This window comes from Asanoa hainanensis (genome assembly GCF_900188485.1).
In the GTDB taxonomy this organism is placed as follows: domain Bacteria; phylum Actinomycetota; class Actinomycetes; order Mycobacteriales; family Micromonosporaceae; genus Asanoa; species Asanoa hainanensis.
Genome location: NZ_FZPH01000002.1, coordinates 453,514 through 469,332 on the forward strand (window position 1 = coordinate 453,514; position 15,819 = coordinate 469,332).

The following is a 15,819-nucleotide window of genomic DNA, read 5'->3' on the forward strand; positions in this document are numbered from 1 at the left end:
GTTCGTACCCCTGCGATCTTGTGGTCCCACCCGCACCGCCGGACCCGCTAGCGTGGCTGACCATGACCCGGTACGGCGCCATGTACGGACCCGACATCACCTTCCTCGGCGTACCCCCGTGTGACCTGGATGTTCCGGATGGCTGGGCGGACGCGGACGTGGTCATCCTCGGCGCGCCGTTCGACGGCGGCACCTCGCACCGGCCCGGCACGCGCTTCGGTCCGTCGGCCATGCGGCAGGCCTGCTATCTGCCGCACGACGGGTCGCGGCCGGCGCTCGCCCTGCGCACGGACGGGCTCAAGGACCTCACGGTGTACGACGCCGGTGACGTCGAGTGCTTCTCCGGCGACATCGAGCGCAGCGTCCGGGTGATCGAGGCGGCGGTGGCGACGATCGCGGGCGCCGGGGCGATTCCGGTCGTGCTCGGCGGCGACCACACGATCGCGCTGCCCGACGTCACCGGTGTCGCGCGCGCCAAGGGCTTCGGCCGCGTCTCGGTCGTGCACTTCGACGCCCACGCCGACACGGGTTACAGCGAGTTCGGTTCGCTGCTCGGCCATGGCCAGCCGATGCGCCGGCTGATCGAGTCGGGTGCGGCCCGCGGCGACCGCTTCCTGCAGATCGGCCTCCGCGGCTACTGGCCCGGTCCGGAGACGCTCGACTGGATGGCCGAGCAGGGCATGCGCGCGTACGAGATGACCGAGATCGTGGCCCGCGGCCTGGACACCTGCCTGTCCGAGGCGTTCGAGATCGCGGTCGACGACTGCGACGGCGTGTTCCTCTCCGTCGACGTCGACGTGGTCGACCCGGGCATGGCGCCCGGCACCGGCACACCCGAACCGGGCGGCCTCACCTCGCGCGAGCTGCTCGACGCGGTCCGCCGGGTCTGCTTCGAACTGCCGGTCGTCGGCGTCGACGTGGTCGAGGTGTCGCCGCCGTACGACCACGCGGAGGTGACCGCGTTCCTGGCCAACCGGGTCGTCCTGGAGGCGCTGTCGGCGATCGCGTTCCGCCGCGGCGGAGGCACCTGGGACCCGACCCGGCCGCTGCTCGACGGTCGGCGCCAGCGATGAAATTGGTCACCGCCGATTGTCCTCGCCGGCCGGTCGCGGTCTGATCGACGCATGGTCGAGGTCACCGGCACCGCGCAACGCGCCGCCTGGCAGCAGAAGACGTTGCCGCCGGTGGAGCTCGTCCGGCCCGGCCTCTGGTCGATCCCGGTGCCGATGACCGGCAGCCCGTTGCGCTACGTCCTGGTGTACGCGCTGGCCCGGCCCGACGGCGTGGCCCTGGTCGACGCGGGCTGGCCGACCGACGACGCCTGGACGGCGCTGGTCGACGGCCTGGCGTCGTGTGGCTACGCGCTCACCGACGTGCGTGCGGTGCTGGTCACCCACTGGCATGCCGACCACCACGGTCTGGCCGGTTCGGTGCGCGAGGCGTCGGGCGCGTGGATCGGCATGCACGCCCTGGACGCCGCGGCGATCAAGGGCCGCAGTGACCCGCGGGACTGGGTCGCCAACATCTCTGCCTGGGTACGCAACCGCGGCGGCAGCGACGCGGACATCGCCGAGACGGTCGGCTCGGTCGAGGACGCCCGCCGGTTCCGCTCGCTGGCCGAGCCCGACCGCCTGATCGAGGACGGCGAGCGGCCGCTGGACGGCATCCGCGCGGTGTGGACGCCGGGCCACACCGCCGGCCATCTCTGCTTCTTCGACGAGGGCCGGCGGCTGCTGCTCTCCGGCGACCACGTGTTGCCGAGGATCAGCCCGAACATCACCCTCCACCCAGGACAGACCGCCGACCCGCTGGGCGACTTCCTCGAATCCCTCACCCGCACGGGTGAACTCGAGGCCGACGAGGTGCTGCCCGCACATGAGTACCGGTTCGCCGGCCTGCGCGACCGCGTAGCCGCGCTGCACACCCACCACGCGGACCGGCTGGCCGAGGTGACCCGGCTGGTCGCCGCCTCACCTGGTGCCACCACGTGGGAACTCGCCTCGCGGCTCACCTGGTCGCGTCCGTGGCCGCAGGTGCAAGGAATGATCCGGCGTTCGGCAGTGGGTGAGACGTATGCCCATCTGGCGCACCTGGCGCGCGGCGGTGTGGTGCGGCGGGCGGACGGCGACATCGACCACTGGCGGCTAGCCTGACCTCCATGAACTGGACCCTGGAAGTCGTCATCGTTCCGGTTTCCGATGTGGACCGGGCCAAGGAGTTCTACGCTTCGAAGCTCGGGTTCGCGGTCGACCACGACACCGCCGGGCCGGGCTTCCGGATCGTCCAGCTGACCCCGCCGGGCTCCGGCTGCTCGGTGGTCATCGGCTACGGCGCGGTCCCCGACATGCCGGCGGGGTCGCTCAAGGGCCTGCAACTGGTGGTCAACGACCTGGACGCGGCCCGGGCCCAGTTGGTCGAGCGCGGCGTCGAGGTCTCGGAAATCGTCGTCTACGGAGCCAGCGGTCCGCGTGCGCGCGAGGAGGGCGACGACCTCAACAACGTGGGCTTCGTCAACTTCACCGACCCGGACGGCAACGCGTGGGCGGTGCAGCAGATCACGAACCGTCCCTGACCGCGCGCCAGCCACTGACCCGCACCAGCACGCCCGCTGAGGTGTGCACGAGCGGTCCACCGGTCGGCGTGGCCAACCCGCCGGCTTCCAGCAGGTTCTGGTCGAGGTCGAGCAGTTCGCCCTGTCGCAGCGGCCAGGGACCGTGCTCGGCGTCGGCGGCCACCATCCGCCCCGACCGCACGCTGTAGAGCCGATGCCGCGCGGTGAGGAACTCCTCGAGCGGCGCCGGCTCGGGAATCGGCTGACCGACCCGCACGGTGGCGTCACAGCGCCGACCGGGTTGGAGATGCCGCCGACAGCGGTAGCGGTGCTCGGGCCCGTCGACCCGCACGGACATGGCGGACCACACGTAGGGCAGCGAGTAGGTGAGGTGCGCGACCACAACGGGCGCGAGCCGCGCGGCGTCGAGGGACAAGAACCAGATCCCAGGCCGCCCATCGGGCCCGATGACGTACGTGCGGACGTTGGTCTCGGGAAACCGGGAGAGCCAGGGAAGCGCGGGCACGTAGGGCGCCCGAACACCGGCCATCACGAACGGCACGAGCCCAACCCAAGCGTCCCCGTCGTACGTGTCGACAGTCAGCCCGTCGGGCAACACGGCTTGCACGTCCGCCGCCGGATAACGCCAGTGCAAAAACGTCAGATCACGCCAGGCCTGAAACATGACCGGACGCTCAACCACCACCGGCGACGGGTTCACGGCTCCAACCGTACGGCGAACGGGCAATATCGAAAAGCCTTTCGGCGACCACGACTAGTCCCACATCCGTCCACATGGGTGAGTGGAACTGATCGGTCGTCCGCTCATTCGAGCGACTTTCTGATTTAACGCGGGTGTAACTTTCCGACAGCCAAAGTCGAAAGGGTGACCGATGACCGAGGAAACGTGGCAGGGAGCTCGGCTGATTCCTACGTCCGGCATCAATGGGCCCGAAGAACAGGAGCGCCGGGCGACCTCCGCGCTCTTGGCGGTCATGAGCGCCGTACGCGAGTTCGGGCGAGCGCTGACCGCACCCCTCGGTGCACCGGCCGGGCCTGTGCAGACCTTCATCGAAGTGCCGTTCGAGCACGGTGGGAAGAAGTATTTCCCGGATGGCCTGCTTCGGGTCTCTCGCGGTCAGCGCCAGTGGACGGCCCTGGTCGAGGTCAAGACCGGTAACAATGAGTTGCAGACGGAGCAGTTGGAGTCGTATCTCGACATCGCGCGAGAGGAAGGCTTCGACGCTCTGATCACGATCTCCAATCAGATGCCGCCGATGCCAGGGCAACACCCCACACCGGTCGACAAGCGCAAGCTGAAGAAGGTCGTGCTGCACCACATTCCGTGGACCGAAATCCTCACTGCGGCGGTCATGCAGAAGGAGTACCGCGGCGTCGCCGACGCCGACCAGGCGTGGATTCTGGGTGAGCTGATCCGCTATCTCGAGCACCCACGTTCAGGCGCTATGGAGTTCACCGACATGGGTCCGGCGTGGGTGACCGTGCGGGAGGCAGTCGCGTCGGGCACGCTGCGGTCGACCGATCCGGTCGTTTCCGAGATCGCAAGCCGCTTCGACGCGCTGGTTCGTTACGCGAGTCTCCGGCTTGGTCGCCGCCTCGGCACCGAGGTGGTGCCAGCCCTGACCCGGCGCGAGTTGGCCGAGCCCGCATCGCGAACGCAGGTACTGACCGGTCAGCTGACGACGAGTGGCACGATGACCGCCGCGCTGCGCATCCCCGGGGCGGTCGGTCCGCTGCAGGTCGTCGCCGACCTGAGAGCTGCGAAGGTGATCTGCTCTGTCGACATCGACGCGCCCAAAGAAGGCCGGCCGACGACGCGGGTCAACTGGGTGGTTCGCCAGTTGAAGAACGCACCAGACACCGTGACGGTCGAAGCGTTCGCGATGCACGCCCGCGGTCAGGGAACGGTTGATCCGTTGCGGCTGGTACGCGAGGACCCGGCCAGGCTCATCGTGGATCCCACCAAGGAACTTCGCGCGTTCCGCATCACGCAGGTGACATCGGCGGGAACCAAGCGGGGCGCCGGCCGCGGCTCCTTCATCGATTCCGTCCTCGCCGCGATCGACGACTTCTACGAACAGGTTTTGCAGTCGCTCAAGCCGTGGATGCCCGCGCCGCCGCGGCTGCGCTCCACGGACGAGCCCACGACGGCCGAGCCGGTGTCGTCGAGCTTGATCGCGTCGGCGATCTCGTCGCAGGACGGACCGGAATTAGCACGAGTCCCACGGCCGGCTGCGGACGTCGACGAAGCCACTCGGGCGGGCTAAGGTCGCGCACGGCACCTGGCGCTGCCCGCCGGGCAAGGCCTTCGGAACCGGTTCGCGATTTCGAGGCCTCGTCGCGATCGACGTGGCGTTCTTCTGGAGGCGCATGCCAGTCGACGTCGGTGGCCACGTCCGCCGCTTCCCGGTGGCCGGCCGCCGTAGCCCGAGCCCGCGGCGCGGGCCTTCGTGTGTGCTTACCTTCTTGGTGTGGCACACCCCATCATGTTCGATGAGGCCGATCCGGTGCTCGGCCGGGTGCGGGCGCTCGCGCTGGCCTTTCCGGACGCGACCGAGAAGATCTCCCACGGTCGTCCCGCTTTCTTCACGACCAAGGTCTTCGCCTACTACGGGGGTTCGGTGAAGGTCGAGGGCGCGTACCAGCAGCATGATCGCTCGGTGCTCGTGCTGGTCGATCCCGACGAGCGCACGGCGCTGCTGGCGGACAGCCGTTGCTACGTGCCGGCCTACCTCGGCGCCTACGGGTGGATCGGCGTAGACGTTGCCGATGACAGCGACTGGGATGAGATCAACGAACTGCTCGACGCGAGCTACCGGCGTACCGCCGGGCCCCGCAGGGTCGCCGTCCTCGACCGTCTTCGCCAAACCCCGCCTGGCTGACCGTGCCAGAATTTCGACCCATGTCCGAGACGTACGACGTGTCGCCGCAGGCACTGCGCGGGCTCCTGGAGACCTACTGGGGACCGCACGGCTGGCGGACGCCCAACAAACTACCTAAAACACCAACCGTCGAGCGCGCCCTCGCGGCCGGCGTGATGTTCGCGGAGCCCTGGACGACCGGCCACGACGACCTCGTCGAACGCGCGGTCGCGGCCGCGGCCGCATTGTCCGCCGGGGAGGTTGGTCAGGCATTCCTGGCCAGTCTGACCAGCCGCAGGCTCGACCTTCGATCCGCGCTCGGCAGTTACGCGGTGGCCCGCTTGCTGCCGTCCCACCCGTTCCAAGAACCATCTGCCGGCAATCCGTGCCGCCTCTGCGGCCTTTATCCGGGCAAGAGGACGGTGGACGTGAACGTCTTGAACTTCGAACGGTTCAAGTGGGGTGGCGTGCGCCGCGACGACCTCGAATACCTGGCCTTCGACCTGGAGCAGTTCACCCGCGCCCCGAAGCTCGATCCCACGGGCGCGGACATCGAAGTCGGGAAGCACCTTCTCGAAGTCCTGCGAACCAGCAGCACCAAGACCACCTCCACGTCGGTGCTTTCGACGCTGCGGATGGTGCCGGGAAACAAAGACGAACGCAGCGCGCTCGTGGAAATCCTCGGTGTGTGTGGCGTTCTGGAGACGCGCGACCACCCCGGCTACGCCGAGAGCTACATACCGTCCGACGAACGCGAACTGCCGGCGCGCCACCACGTCGACACCGCGTACCCCGCCTGCTGGTGGACCGGGGCCGACGGCGTCAACGATGCCAACCTCGCAAAGTTCCTGCCCCAACTCGCGGCGTAGGGCCGTTACCCACCCGGCAATGGTCCTGGAAAGACGGCTCACGGTCTCGACCGAGCCGGCTTCGACGCTGTTCTCACCCACGAGTTGACGTGGCCCGGTCCTACGCCGAACTGTCCCGGGGCCGCGACGTCGTCGTCGAGGTGACCGAGGAGGCCGTGATGCGCCAACCGGTCAAGCTGCTGGACGCCGTGCGCGACGCCCGCCGACGGAACGCGTGGTTCGCCCTGGACGACGTCGGAGTCGAGCCGGCCGGCGTGGCTGCCATGCCACTGATCAATCCGGACATCGTCAAGCTCGACCGCTCTATCGTCCGCGACCGCGCGAACTCGCCCGCCGCACCGTCCGCCGGTCTCGGCAGCCGCTGACCCGGGTCGGACCCCGCCCGGCCTCGGTCACGACCCCGTTCGAGCTGCTGGCGAAGACCTCCGAGGTACGCAGCGCGCGGTACACCGCGTAGGGATGTCGCTCCTGTAGCATACAAATCTATGACAGGTCCGCGGTTCGAGGCCGTCGCTGCTGAGCTGCGTGAACGCATCGCGCTCGGGGACTTCGGGGCCTCCGGTGCGCTGGAGAGCGAGGCCGAGCTTGGTCGCCGTCACGAGGTCAGCCGGGTCACGGTGCGCAAGGCGCTCGAGCGGTTGCGCGACGAAGGCCTGATCGCCGCCCGCAAAGGCGCCGGGTGGTACGTGCGGTCCGGCACCTCGTTCGGCCAGACCCTGGCCCTGGGCAGCTTCCGGCACGCCCGGTCCGCGGTCGCCGACGCTGGTCTCGCGCTGACCCGCACCGTGACCGGCTACGAATACCGGCCCGTCCCGCCCGACGTGGCGACCCTGCTGCGCACCAGCGGCGAGGCGCTGCGGGTGCGGGCCGTCCGGCTCGCGGGCGGGAACCCGCTCGACGTCGTCACGGAGTGGGTGCCGCTGGCCTTCGCCAGCCCGGTCAGCCGCGCCGACGCGGAGGAGCCCGGAGTCTGGGAGACCCTGCGCCGGCAGGGCCACGACATCGACGTCGTGCGGCAGAGCATCGCCGCGACCGCGGCCACCGAGTCCGTCGCGCGGGGTCTCGAGACCACCACCGGGGCGCCCGTGCTGCTGGTCCGCCGGCTCGCGGTGCGCGCCGACGGCACGCCACTCGCCCTGTCCGAGCACCGCTACCTCGGGCACCGATTCCGCCTGGAGGTGGAGTTCCGGGGCGGCCCGGGCACCGATCCACCCGGCGTCATGCCCGTCCAATAGGGAGGACCTTCGTGCATCTGCTGGTCACCGGCGCTGCCGGGTTCATCGGCAGCAACTTCGTGCGCTACTGGCTGCGGCACCATCCGAGCGACACGGTCGTGGTGCTCGACGCGCTCACCTATGCCGGCAACCGCGCCAGCGTCCCGGATGGGGTCGAGTTCGTGCACGCCGACATCGCCGACGCCGCGTACGCCCTCACCGGGGTCGACGCCGTCGTCAACTTCGCCGCCGAGTCCCACAACAGCCGGGCCGTGCAGGACCCGCAGGCCTTCTTCACGACCAACGTGCTCGGCACCCAACGCCTGCTGGAGGCCTCCCGGCGGGCCGGAGCGCGCTTCCACCACGTCTCGACCTGCGAGGTGTACGGGGACCTGGCGCTCGACGACCCCGGCGCGTTCACGGAGGAGTCGCCGTACCGCCCGCGCACCCCGTACAACGCCAGCAAGGCCGGCGCCGACCATGCGGTGCGCGCCTACCACGAGACGTACGGGCTGCCCGTCACCATCACGGTCTGCGCCAACAACTACGGGCCGTACCAGTTCCCGGAGAAGGTGATCCCGCTCTTCACCACCCGGGCGTTGCGCGGCCTCCCGCTGCCGGTCTACCGCTCCAGCGCCAACCGCCGCGAATGGCTGCACGTCGACGACCACTGCGCGGCGATCGACCGGGTGCTGCACGACGGCCGGCTGGGTGCGACGTACCACGTGGGATCGGGTGTCGAGGCAAGCGTCGCGGACCTGGCGGTGTCCATCTTGGACCGACTGGGCCTTCCCCGCGACCTGATCGAGACGGTGCCGGACCGACCGGGCCACGACCGCCGCTACCTGCTCGACTCGACCCTGATCCGCAGTGAGCTCGGCTGGCAGCCGACGATAGACTTCGAGCAGGGCCTGACCAAGACCATCACCTGGTACGAAGAGAACCGCGCGTGGTGGGAGCCGTTGCTGGACCGCGCCGCAGTCAACGAGGGCGCCTGGGCCTAGTTCCGCTTCAACACGTCGGCGATTTCCCCGCTCCCGAGTTCCGAGAGCAGCGCCAGCGCGGCGTGCCACTGTTCGCGGGCGATCGTGCCCAGGCCGTTCGCGCGGGCGATGTCGCCGAGCAGTCGCAGGGAGCGCGCCTCGCCCAGCCGGTGGCCGGTCTGGCGGTGCAGGGTGAGCGCGCGCTGTCCACTGTCGACAGCCCCGTCGATGTCGCCGTTGCGCAGGTGGATGCTGCCGAGCAGGAGGTGCGCGTTTCCGGCCGGCACCCGGTGGCCGGCGCGCCACGCGTCCGCCAGCGCGTCCGTGGCGATCGTGGTCGCCGAAGCCAGGTCGCCGGTGTCACGCAACGCCGCGGCGAGGCCGATGTTGGTCCGGGTACGCACGTACTCGCTGCCGGCACCCAGCATGGCCAGCCCGCGTCGGTGCTCCTCGATGGCGCGCTCCGGGTCGCCGCGCCAGTGGTGCACGGTGCCGAGCAGCGAGAGGATGTCGCCCTCGACCATCGGGTCGGCCGCCTCCCGGGCCTTGACCAGGGCCGCCTCGGCGTTGGCCAGGGCCTCGGCCAGCTCACCCCGGTCGCGTTGCACAGCCGCCAGCCCGCTGAGCAGGTGGGCCTGCGAGTAGACCTTCGCCACGTCGGCCTGGAGCTCCATCGCGGCCCGGAACCGGTCGGCGGCGGTCGGCTCGCCGAGCAGGTGCTCGACCGCGCCGAGGTTGTTCAGCGCGATCAGCTGCCCGATCGACGAGCCGATCTCCTCGTGCATGGCCAGCGCCGTCACGCAGTAGTCGGCGGCGCGGCGCAGCTCGCCGAGATCGTGGTAGAGCCCGCCGAGGGTGATCAGCGTGCTGGCCTCACCGGGCCGGTAGCCGTCGGCCCGGTGCAGCTCCAGCGCCCGCTCGCTGCTGCGCGCCGAACCCGCGAAGTCGCCCAGGTTCTTGCGGACCACGCCGAGGTTGCCGGCCGCCGCGGCCTGCCCGCGCGACCAGCCGGCCTGGGCGGAGAGGTCGGCGGCCGCCTCGAACTCGGCCGCCGCCCCGGCCAGGTCCAACTGGCTCTGCCGGGCCAGCGCGATGCTGGTGCGCATCGCGGCCTGGGCCTGCAGGTCGCCCTCCGCCTCGGCGGCGGCGAGGCTGGCGTTGACCGCGGCGAGCCAGTCGACGGTGTGGCTGGTCTGCCAGAAGTAGCCGCGCAGGGCGTCGGTGAGCTGCCAGGACACCTGCGGCGGGCCGGCGGTGGCGGCGTGCCCGATCGCGGCGAGCAGGTTGCGATGCTCGGCGTCCAGCCAGGCCAGCGCGGCCGGGTTCGTCTCGAAGCCGGCCACGGCCGGCAGCTCGCCCTGCGGAAGCCGGATCATGTGCGGGTAGAGCCGCCGCGCCGCCGCGTCGGCGGTCGCCAGGTAGTGGGCGTGCAGGCGCCCGACCGCCGCATCCGCTTCGTCGGGGCCGGTCAGCTCACGCGCGTACGCGCGGAGCAGGTCGTGCAGGCCGAACCGGCCCGGCCGCGGCGTGGTGACCAGGTGCGCCTTGCGCAGGCCGTCGAGCGCGCCGGCGGCCTCCGCCCGGGACAGGCCCACGAGCGCGGCGGCCCCGGCGGCGTCCACGTCGGTGCCCGGCACGGCGCCGAGCAGCCGGAACACCTCACGTTCCGGCGGGCCGAGGCGTTCGTAGGAGGCGCGGAAGGTGTTCCGTACACCGGACAGCTCGTCGCCCTCGATCGTCAGACGGTCGAGCGGGCCCTTGTCGAGCAGGCGGAGATAGTCGCCGAGCGTGCTCGCCGAGCCCGCGGCGTCGAGCTGCGCGGCCGCGATCCGCACGGCGAGCGGCAGGAGGCCGCAGGCCCGCACGAGCTCGGTCGCGGCGGCCGGCTCGGCGTCGACCCGCCGGGCGCCGATGATCGTGCTCAGCAGCGACAAGGCCTCGGGCTCGGTGAGCAGGTCGACGGTGAGCCGCCGGGCGCCGTGGCTGGCGGTCAGCCCGCCGAGCTGAGCCCGGCTGGTCACCACGACCACGCAGCCCGGCGCCCCGGGCAACAGCGGGCGAACCTGCTCGGCGGTGGCGGCGTTGTCGAGCACGATCAGCACCCGCCGCCCGGCGAGCTCGCTGCGGAACAGGGCGCCGGCCTCGTCGGGGTCCGGGGGAATGCGATCACCGGGTACGCCGAGCGCGCGCAGGAACCGGGCCAGCACGTCGATGGGCCGCACGGGAGGCGCGGTCTCGTACCCCCGAAGGTTGACGAAGAGCTGCCCGTCCGGGAACCGGTCAGCGACCCGGTGCCCCCAGCGGACGGCGAGCGCGGTCTTGCCGACCCCGCCGGCGCCGTCGATCGCCGAGACGACCACGGTCGTGCGGCCGTCGCGCAGCAACTCGTCGAGCTGGTCGAGCAAGGCGGCTCGCCCGACGAAATCGGGCACGGCGGCCGGAAGCTGCGCGGGCAGCTTGCCGGCCGGCGCCGGGCGCAGCGCCGGGTCGTCCCGCAGGATCCGGGTGTGCAGCTGGCGCAGCTCCTCGCCGGGCTCCAGGCCGAGCTCGTCACGAACCCGATCACGGATCCGCCCGTACGCGGCGAGCGCGTCGGACCGGCGCCCGTCCCGGAACAAAGCGGTCATCAGCTGCCCGGCGAACCGCTCGTCCAGCGGCGCGGCGGCACACAGCTCGGTCAGCTCACCGACCAGCTCGCCGTGCCGCCCGGCCTCGAGGTCGGCCGCGATCCGCAGGTCGAGCGCGGTCCGGCGGGCCTCCTCCAACCGGGCGGCGAGCCGCTCCCGCCCGGGTCCGACGTCTTCGAGTGCCGGCCCCCGCCAGAGCGCGAGGGCGTCGCGGAGCAGCTCGCCGCGGTGGTGCGGGTCGTCGCTCTCCCGGGCCTCGGCCACCAGCGCGGTGAACCGGTGCGCGTCGACCATCTTCGGGTCGACGTCGATCCGGTAGGAGCCGTTGGCCAGCTCGATCCGGGCATCGTCGCCGAGCAGGGCCCGCAACCGGGAGATGTAGGTCTGCACGACCCCGCGCGCCCCACGCGGCGGCTCGCCCTCCCAGATCAGCTCGACCAACCGGCCGACGGGCACGCCCTGACCGGCCTCGAGCAGCAGGATGGCCAGAACCCACCGCTCCTGCCGCCGCCCGATCCCGACACGACCCCCACAAGCGCTGACCTCGACCGGACCGAGCAGGCGAAACTCCACGCCGACCGACCTTATAGAGCTGCACAACCGGACGAAACCCCAGGCGGTAAGTGATCCGGTATGCGCGGTGCGCCAATCTGGTCCCAACGGGGGCGGCGAGCGTCGCGACTCACCGCAAAGCGGCACCGACTTGTGGGGGCGGTGCCGCTTCGTCGCGACCCGCACCCGATCAAGATCAGGTCCGAGCGTCGAGGACGGCGACCCTGCGGGGCCCGGCGGTGCGCCGGTAGCTCGCGTCGAGCAGTTCGTTGATCTCATCCCAGTCGCTGTCATCGGCAACGTCTACGCCGATCCACCCGTAGGCGCCGAGGTAGGCCGGCACGTAGCAACGGCTGTCCGCCAGCAGCGCCGTGCGCTCGTCGGGATCGACCAGCACGAGAACCGAACGATCATGCTGCTGGTACGCGCCCTCGACCTTCACCGATCCCCCGTAGTAGGCGAAGACCTTGGTCGTGAAGAAAGCGGGACGACCGTGCGAGATCTTCTCGCCCGCGTCCGGAAAGGCCAGCGCGAGCGCCCGCACCCGGCCGAGCACCGGATCGGCCTCATCGAACATGATGGGGTGTGCCACACCAAGAAGGTAAGCACACCCAAGGCCCGCGTCACGGGCTACGCCGAACGCGGTCCCTGGCCACTCCGTCAGGGCGAGCTGCTCGACCTCGACCAGAACCTGCTGGAAGCCGCCGGGCTTCCGGCGGCCCTACGTGGCGAGTTGGGGCAGGAACAGGGCGAGGTTGGCATCGTTGACGCCGTCGGCGCCGGTCCACCAGCAGGCGGGGTACGCGGTGTCGACGTGGTGGCGCACCGGCAGCTCGCGCTGGTCGGACGGTAGGTAGCTCTCGGCGTAGCCGTGGTGGTCGGGCGTCTCCAGAACGCCGCACGCGCCGAGGATTTCCACGAGCGCGCTGCGTTCGTCCTTGTTTCCCGGCACCATCCGCAGCGCGGGAAGCACCGACGTGGACGTGGTCTTGGCGGTGCTGGTTCTCAGGACTTCGAGAAGGTGCTTCCCTACTTCGATGTCCGCGCTGGTGGGCGAGAGTTTGGGTGCGCGGGTGAACTGCTCCAGATCGAACGCTAGGTATTCGAGGTCGTCGCGGCGCACCCCGCCCCACTTGAACCGCTCGAAGTTCAAGACGTTCACGTCCACCGTCCGCTTGCCCGGATAAAGGCCGCAGATGTGGCACGGATCGCCGGCGAACGGGTCTTGGAACGCGTGGGACGGCAGCAACCGGGCCACCGCGTAGCTGCCGAGCGCGGATCGAAGGTCGAGCCTGCGGCTGGTCAGACTCGCCAGGAAAGCCTGACCGACGTCGTCGGCGGACAGTGCGGCGGCGGCCCGGACCGCGCGGTCCACGAGGTCGTCATGGCTCGTCGTCCAAGGCTCCGCGAACATCAAGCCGGCCGCGATGGCGCGCTCGACCGCCGGTGTCTCCGGCAGCCGGCTCGGCGTCCGCCAGCCTCGCGGTCCCCAGTAGGTCTCCATGAGCCCGCGCAGGGACTGCGGCGACACGTCGTACGTCTCTGACATCGTGCGGAATTCTGGCACGGGTCAGGGCTGGCCGAGGCCCGCGTCGCGGGCTCGGGCTACGGCCGCCGCGCGGTCTGCCACCCGGAGTTTGGCGAAGACGTTCGAGACGTTGTTGCGGACCGTTTTCTCGGTCAGGCCCAGCCGGCTCGCGATCGTCGCGTTCGGGGCGCCCGTCGCCATCAGGGTCAGGATCTCGCGTTCCCGCGTGGTGAGCTCGGGGAACGGCGTGGCAACCCCAGCGGCCGGGACGAAGAAGCGGGTCAGGCGGGCCGCGATGGCCGGGCCGAAGATGGCTTCGCCGTTGGCGACCGCCTGGATCGCGCGCAGGATCTCCGTCGGGTCCGCGCCCTTCAAGACGTAGCCGCGGGCGCCCGCGCGCATCGCCGCGAAGACCGAGTCGTCCTCGTCGACCATCGTGACCACGAGGATGGCCGTCGACGGTGCGGTGCGCAGGATGAGGCGGGTGGCCTCGACGCCGCTGAGGCCCGGCATGCGTAGGTCCATCAGGACTACGTCCGGGCGCTCCGCCAGCGCCACCGCGACCACCGCGTCGCCGTCGCCGGCCACGCCCGCCAGGGTCAGGCCCGGGGCGTCCTGGATCAGGGCGCGCAGGCCCTCGCGGAACAGCGGATGGTCGTCGGCGACCACGACGCGGATCATGGCGCCGTCAGCGGGAGGTCCGCGACCACCAGCGTGCCGCCCCCGGCACCCGGGCCGATCTCGAACGAGCCGCCCACCTCGGCCGCCCGTTCGCGCATCGACGCGATGCCGACGCCGGCGCGGTAGCCCGCCGGGATGCCGGCCCCCTCGTCGGCGATGCGCAGCACCAGGCGGTCCGCCGACGAGACCGTGACCGTGATCGGCGCGCCGGGCGCGTGGCGGCTGGCGTTGGCCAGGGCTTCCAGGACGATCCGGTACGCGGCCACCTCCACCGCCGCCGGCAAGGGTGGCAGGTCCGGCACCGAGACCGTGGCGCAACCCAGCCGCAGAGAATGTTCGCGGACCGCGCCGGCCAGGCCGAGCTCGTCGAGGACCGGTGGGCGGAGGTCGTACACGATCCGCCGGATGTCGGTCACCGCGCGTTGGGCCTCGCCGCGGAGTACGTCCAGGTGGGCCGCGGAGGCGCCGCCGGGCAGGGCGCGGCGGACCGTGTCGATGCCCAGCGCGATGCCGGCCAGCGTCGGGCCCAGGCCGTCGTGCAGGTCGCGACGGAGCCGGCGGCGTTCCTCCTCGCGGGCGGTGACCAGCCGTTCCCGGGACTGCCGCAGCGCGTCGGCCAGCGTCACCGCGTGCGCCACCACCGCCACCTGCCGCGCCAGGTTGGCCAGCAACGCCTCGTCGGCCCGGGTGAACTCCGGATGCCGGCTCTGCAACACCAACCGGCCGATCGTCTCGCCGGCGAACAGCAGGGGCAGCTCGCGAACCGGCTCCGGGCCGCGCCGACCGTGGGTCGCCACCGGGACGCCGGACACCTCGATTACCACATAGGACAGTCGCAGGGCGTCAGCCACCACCCGGGCCGCGGCGGCGAGGGCGTCGACCGGAGCTCCGGCCGCGTCCAGGCGCTCGCCGAGCCGGGCCAGGGCGAACGCGGGCTCGTCGCGCAGGCCGTACACGAGATGGTTGATCCGTCTTTGCAACGCGTCGCGCAGGGGGAGCGCGGCGAGCACGGCGACGGCGGTGGCCACCGCGCCGCCCCAGAGCTGGCCGATCAGGAACGCGGTCACGAGATAGACCGCCAGCACCACCGCGGTCAGCAGCCCGTAGACGAGCGCGCGGCTGACCACGACCCGCGTGTCGAAGAGGCCGTAGCGCACGATGCCGACCCAGGCGGCGATCCCGAGCACGACCGGGCCGCAGTTCTCCAGCACCGAGATCTGCTCGGTGTCGCCGGTGGTCATGCCGACGGCCAGGCAGGCGAAGAACGTTGCCGAACAACCGAATCCGGCGTACGCCGCCAGCCGCATCGCCGCGCCCTGGTCGCCGCCGGTCGCCCGGGCCTTGCGCAGCAACGCCCAGGCGGCCAGCGCGATCAGCGGGCCCAGCAGCAGCACGACGATCAGGAGCGCGGAGACCCACGAGCCCAGCGACAGCGGGTTGGGTGTGTCCGAGTCGAGCACCGTCGGCGAGGCGACGGCATAGACCAGGAGCAGAGCCAGGGCGACGCCGTACGTCCACGCGAGCACCCGCCGCCGACGCGAGCCGAGCCGGCCGTCGGGGAACAGCAGCACGCCGAACAGCGCGGCCAGTGGGACGCCGAGCACGAAGAGCGCCGAGTAGACGAGCTCGTTGGCCAAGCCGCCGATCAGGTGCAGCAGGTTGCCTACCGGGAGGGCGACGGCCGAGACCAGGAAGATCCAGCCGACGGGGTTGGCCGGCGCGCGGCGGGCCATCGCCGCACCCACGAGGGCCACCGGCAGGTAGAGCGCGGCGCTGGCGGTCAACCAGGCGTCCAACGGCGGGACGGGGCCACGCGCGGCGAGCAGCACACCGGCGGCCGCGGCGGCCACCGCCACCACGACCGCCGCCCGGCTGATCCACGCACGGCCCATCGACACCGATTGTCCGGCGCCCGGCCCGGCCACGGAATCG

General features: G+C 71.4%; 15 protein-coding genes. 9 read left to right on the top strand and 6 right to left on the bottom strand.

The genetic code is table 11. The features are described from left to right. Positions 1-62 precede the first annotated feature (62 nt). From speB to CHC05_RS06000, 3 genes are read left to right on the top strand one after another with little or no spacing between them, the layout of a single operon-like run. A complete protein-coding gene (gene speB / locus CHC05_RS05990) occupies positions 63-1,073 on the top strand; it encodes an agmatinase (protein WP_089246142.1) in 1,011 nt (336 codons plus the stop codon). Positions 1,074-1,124: 51 nt separating this feature from the next. Continuing rightward, the gene (locus tag CHC05_RS05995) at positions 1,125-2,153 is read left to right on the top strand and encodes an MBL fold metallo-hydrolase (protein WP_089245510.1); all 1,029 of its coding nucleotides are present in this window, start codon (positions 1,125-1,127) and stop codon (positions 2,151-2,153) included. A gap of 5 nt (positions 2,154-2,158) precedes the next feature. Further along, positions 2,159-2,572: a VOC family protein gene (locus CHC05_RS06000; RefSeq protein WP_089245512.1), complete on the top strand. Its 414-nt coding sequence runs from the start codon at positions 2,159-2,161 to the stop codon at positions 2,570-2,572. On the opposite strand, the gene CHC05_RS06005 is transcribed toward CHC05_RS06000, so the two are convergent. Further along, positions 2,556-3,236: a YqjF family protein gene (locus CHC05_RS06005; protein WP_089246144.1), complete on the bottom strand. Its 681-nt coding sequence runs from the start codon at positions 3,234-3,236 to the stop codon at positions 2,556-2,558. The two genes, CHC05_RS06000 and CHC05_RS06005, sit on opposite strands and share 17 nt — an antisense overlap. Before the next feature lie 208 nt (positions 3,237-3,444). On the opposite strand from CHC05_RS06005, the gene CHC05_RS06010 reads away from it, so the two are divergent. The 6 genes from CHC05_RS06010 to rfbB all read left to right on the top strand — a co-directional run bounded on the left by CHC05_RS06010 (position 3,445) and on the right by rfbB (position 8,520). Then, positions 3,445-4,839: a stress response protein gene (locus tag CHC05_RS06010; protein ID WP_089245514.1), complete on the top strand. Its 1,395-nt coding sequence runs from the start codon at positions 3,445-3,447 to the stop codon at positions 4,837-4,839. 204 nt (positions 4,840-5,043) lie between these two features. Next, on the top strand, positions 5,044-5,454 hold the full coding sequence (locus CHC05_RS06015) for an MmcQ/YjbR family DNA-binding protein (RefSeq protein WP_218824452.1): 411 nt from the start codon (positions 5,044-5,046) through the stop codon (positions 5,452-5,454). A gap of 20 nt (positions 5,455-5,474) precedes the next feature. Then, on the top strand, positions 5,475-6,302 hold the full coding sequence (locus tag CHC05_RS06020) for a hypothetical protein (protein WP_089245518.1): 828 nt from the start codon (positions 5,475-5,477) through the stop codon (positions 6,300-6,302). 89 nt (positions 6,303-6,391) lie between these two features. Continuing rightward, positions 6,392-6,667 (top strand): EAL domain-containing protein, encoded by a 276-nt coding sequence (locus CHC05_RS06025; RefSeq protein ID WP_089245520.1) that lies wholly within the window; start codon positions 6,392-6,394, stop codon positions 6,665-6,667. A 120-nt stretch (positions 6,668-6,787) separates the two neighbouring features. Continuing rightward, entirely contained in the window at positions 6,788-7,537 is a 750-nt protein-coding gene (locus tag CHC05_RS06030) for a GntR family transcriptional regulator (protein WP_089245522.1), read from the top strand. 11 nt (positions 7,538-7,548) lie between these two features. Then, positions 7,549-8,520: a dTDP-glucose 4,6-dehydratase gene (gene rfbB / locus CHC05_RS06035; RefSeq protein ID WP_089245524.1), complete on the top strand. Its 972-nt coding sequence runs from the start codon at positions 7,549-7,551 to the stop codon at positions 8,518-8,520. On the opposite strand, the gene CHC05_RS06040 is transcribed toward rfbB, so the two are convergent. The 5 genes from CHC05_RS06040 to CHC05_RS06060 all read right to left on the bottom strand — a co-directional run bounded on the left by CHC05_RS06040 (position 8,517) and on the right by CHC05_RS06060 (position 15,779). After that, positions 8,517-11,699, bottom strand: a complete 3,183-nt coding sequence (locus tag CHC05_RS06040) for an AfsR/SARP family transcriptional regulator (RefSeq protein ID WP_179266065.1) — start codon at positions 11,697-11,699, stop codon at positions 8,517-8,519. The two genes, rfbB and CHC05_RS06040, sit on opposite strands and share 4 nt — an antisense overlap. Positions 11,700-11,874: 175 nt before the next feature. Beyond that, on the bottom strand, positions 11,875-12,270 hold the full coding sequence (locus CHC05_RS06045) for an MmcQ/YjbR family DNA-binding protein (RefSeq protein ID WP_218824453.1): 396 nt from the start codon (positions 12,268-12,270) through the stop codon (positions 11,875-11,877). 129 nt (positions 12,271-12,399) lie between these two features. Next, positions 12,400-13,227, bottom strand: coding sequence for a hypothetical protein (locus CHC05_RS06050; protein ID WP_144022490.1), 828 nt, complete (start codon positions 13,225-13,227; stop codon positions 12,400-12,402). A gap of 21 nt (positions 13,228-13,248) precedes the next feature. Next, positions 13,249-13,887, bottom strand: a complete 639-nt coding sequence (locus tag CHC05_RS06055; protein ID WP_179266066.1) for a response regulator transcription factor — start codon at positions 13,885-13,887, stop codon at positions 13,249-13,251. After that, complete coding sequence (locus CHC05_RS06060; RefSeq protein ID WP_179266067.1) at positions 13,884-15,779, bottom strand: sensor histidine kinase; 1,896 nt, start codon at positions 15,777-15,779, stop codon at positions 13,884-13,886. The genes CHC05_RS06055 and CHC05_RS06060 overlap by 4 nt, the downstream gene beginning before the upstream one ends. Positions 15,780-15,819: the final 40 nt, after the last annotated feature.

Excerpts from the sequence above, each read along its gene's own strand:
- CHC05_RS06050 (WP_144022490.1), bottom strand. The coding sequence starts at position 13,227 with ATGTCAGAGACGTACGACGTGTCGCCGCAGTCCCTGCGCGGGCTCATG.
- CHC05_RS05995 (WP_089245510.1), top strand. The coding sequence starts at position 1,125 with ATGGTCGAGGTCACCGGCACCGCGCAACGCGCCGCCTGGCAGCAGAAG.
- CHC05_RS06005 (WP_089246144.1), bottom strand. The coding sequence starts at position 3,236 with ATGTTTCAGGCCTGGCGTGATCTGACGTTTTTGCACTGGCGTTATCCG.
- CHC05_RS06000 (WP_089245512.1), top strand. The coding sequence starts at position 2,159 with ATGAACTGGACCCTGGAAGTCGTCATCGTTCCGGTTTCCGATGTGGAC.
- CHC05_RS06020 (WP_089245518.1), top strand. The coding sequence starts at position 5,475 with ATGTCCGAGACGTACGACGTGTCGCCGCAGGCACTGCGCGGGCTCCTG.
- CHC05_RS06030 (WP_089245522.1), top strand. The coding sequence starts at position 6,788 with ATGACAGGTCCGCGGTTCGAGGCCGTCGCTGCTGAGCTGCGTGAACGC.
- CHC05_RS06055 (WP_179266066.1), bottom strand. The coding sequence starts at position 13,887 with ATGATCCGCGTCGTGGTCGCCGACGACCATCCGCTGTTCCGCGAGGGC.
- speB (WP_089246142.1), top strand. The coding sequence starts at position 63 with ATGACCCGGTACGGCGCCATGTACGGACCCGACATCACCTTCCTCGGC.
- CHC05_RS06010 (WP_089245514.1), top strand. The coding sequence starts at position 3,445 with ATGACCGAGGAAACGTGGCAGGGAGCTCGGCTGATTCCTACGTCCGGC.
- CHC05_RS06060 (WP_179266067.1), bottom strand. The coding sequence starts at position 15,779 with ATGGGCCGTGCGTGGATCAGCCGGGCGGCGGTCGTGGTGGCGGTGGCC.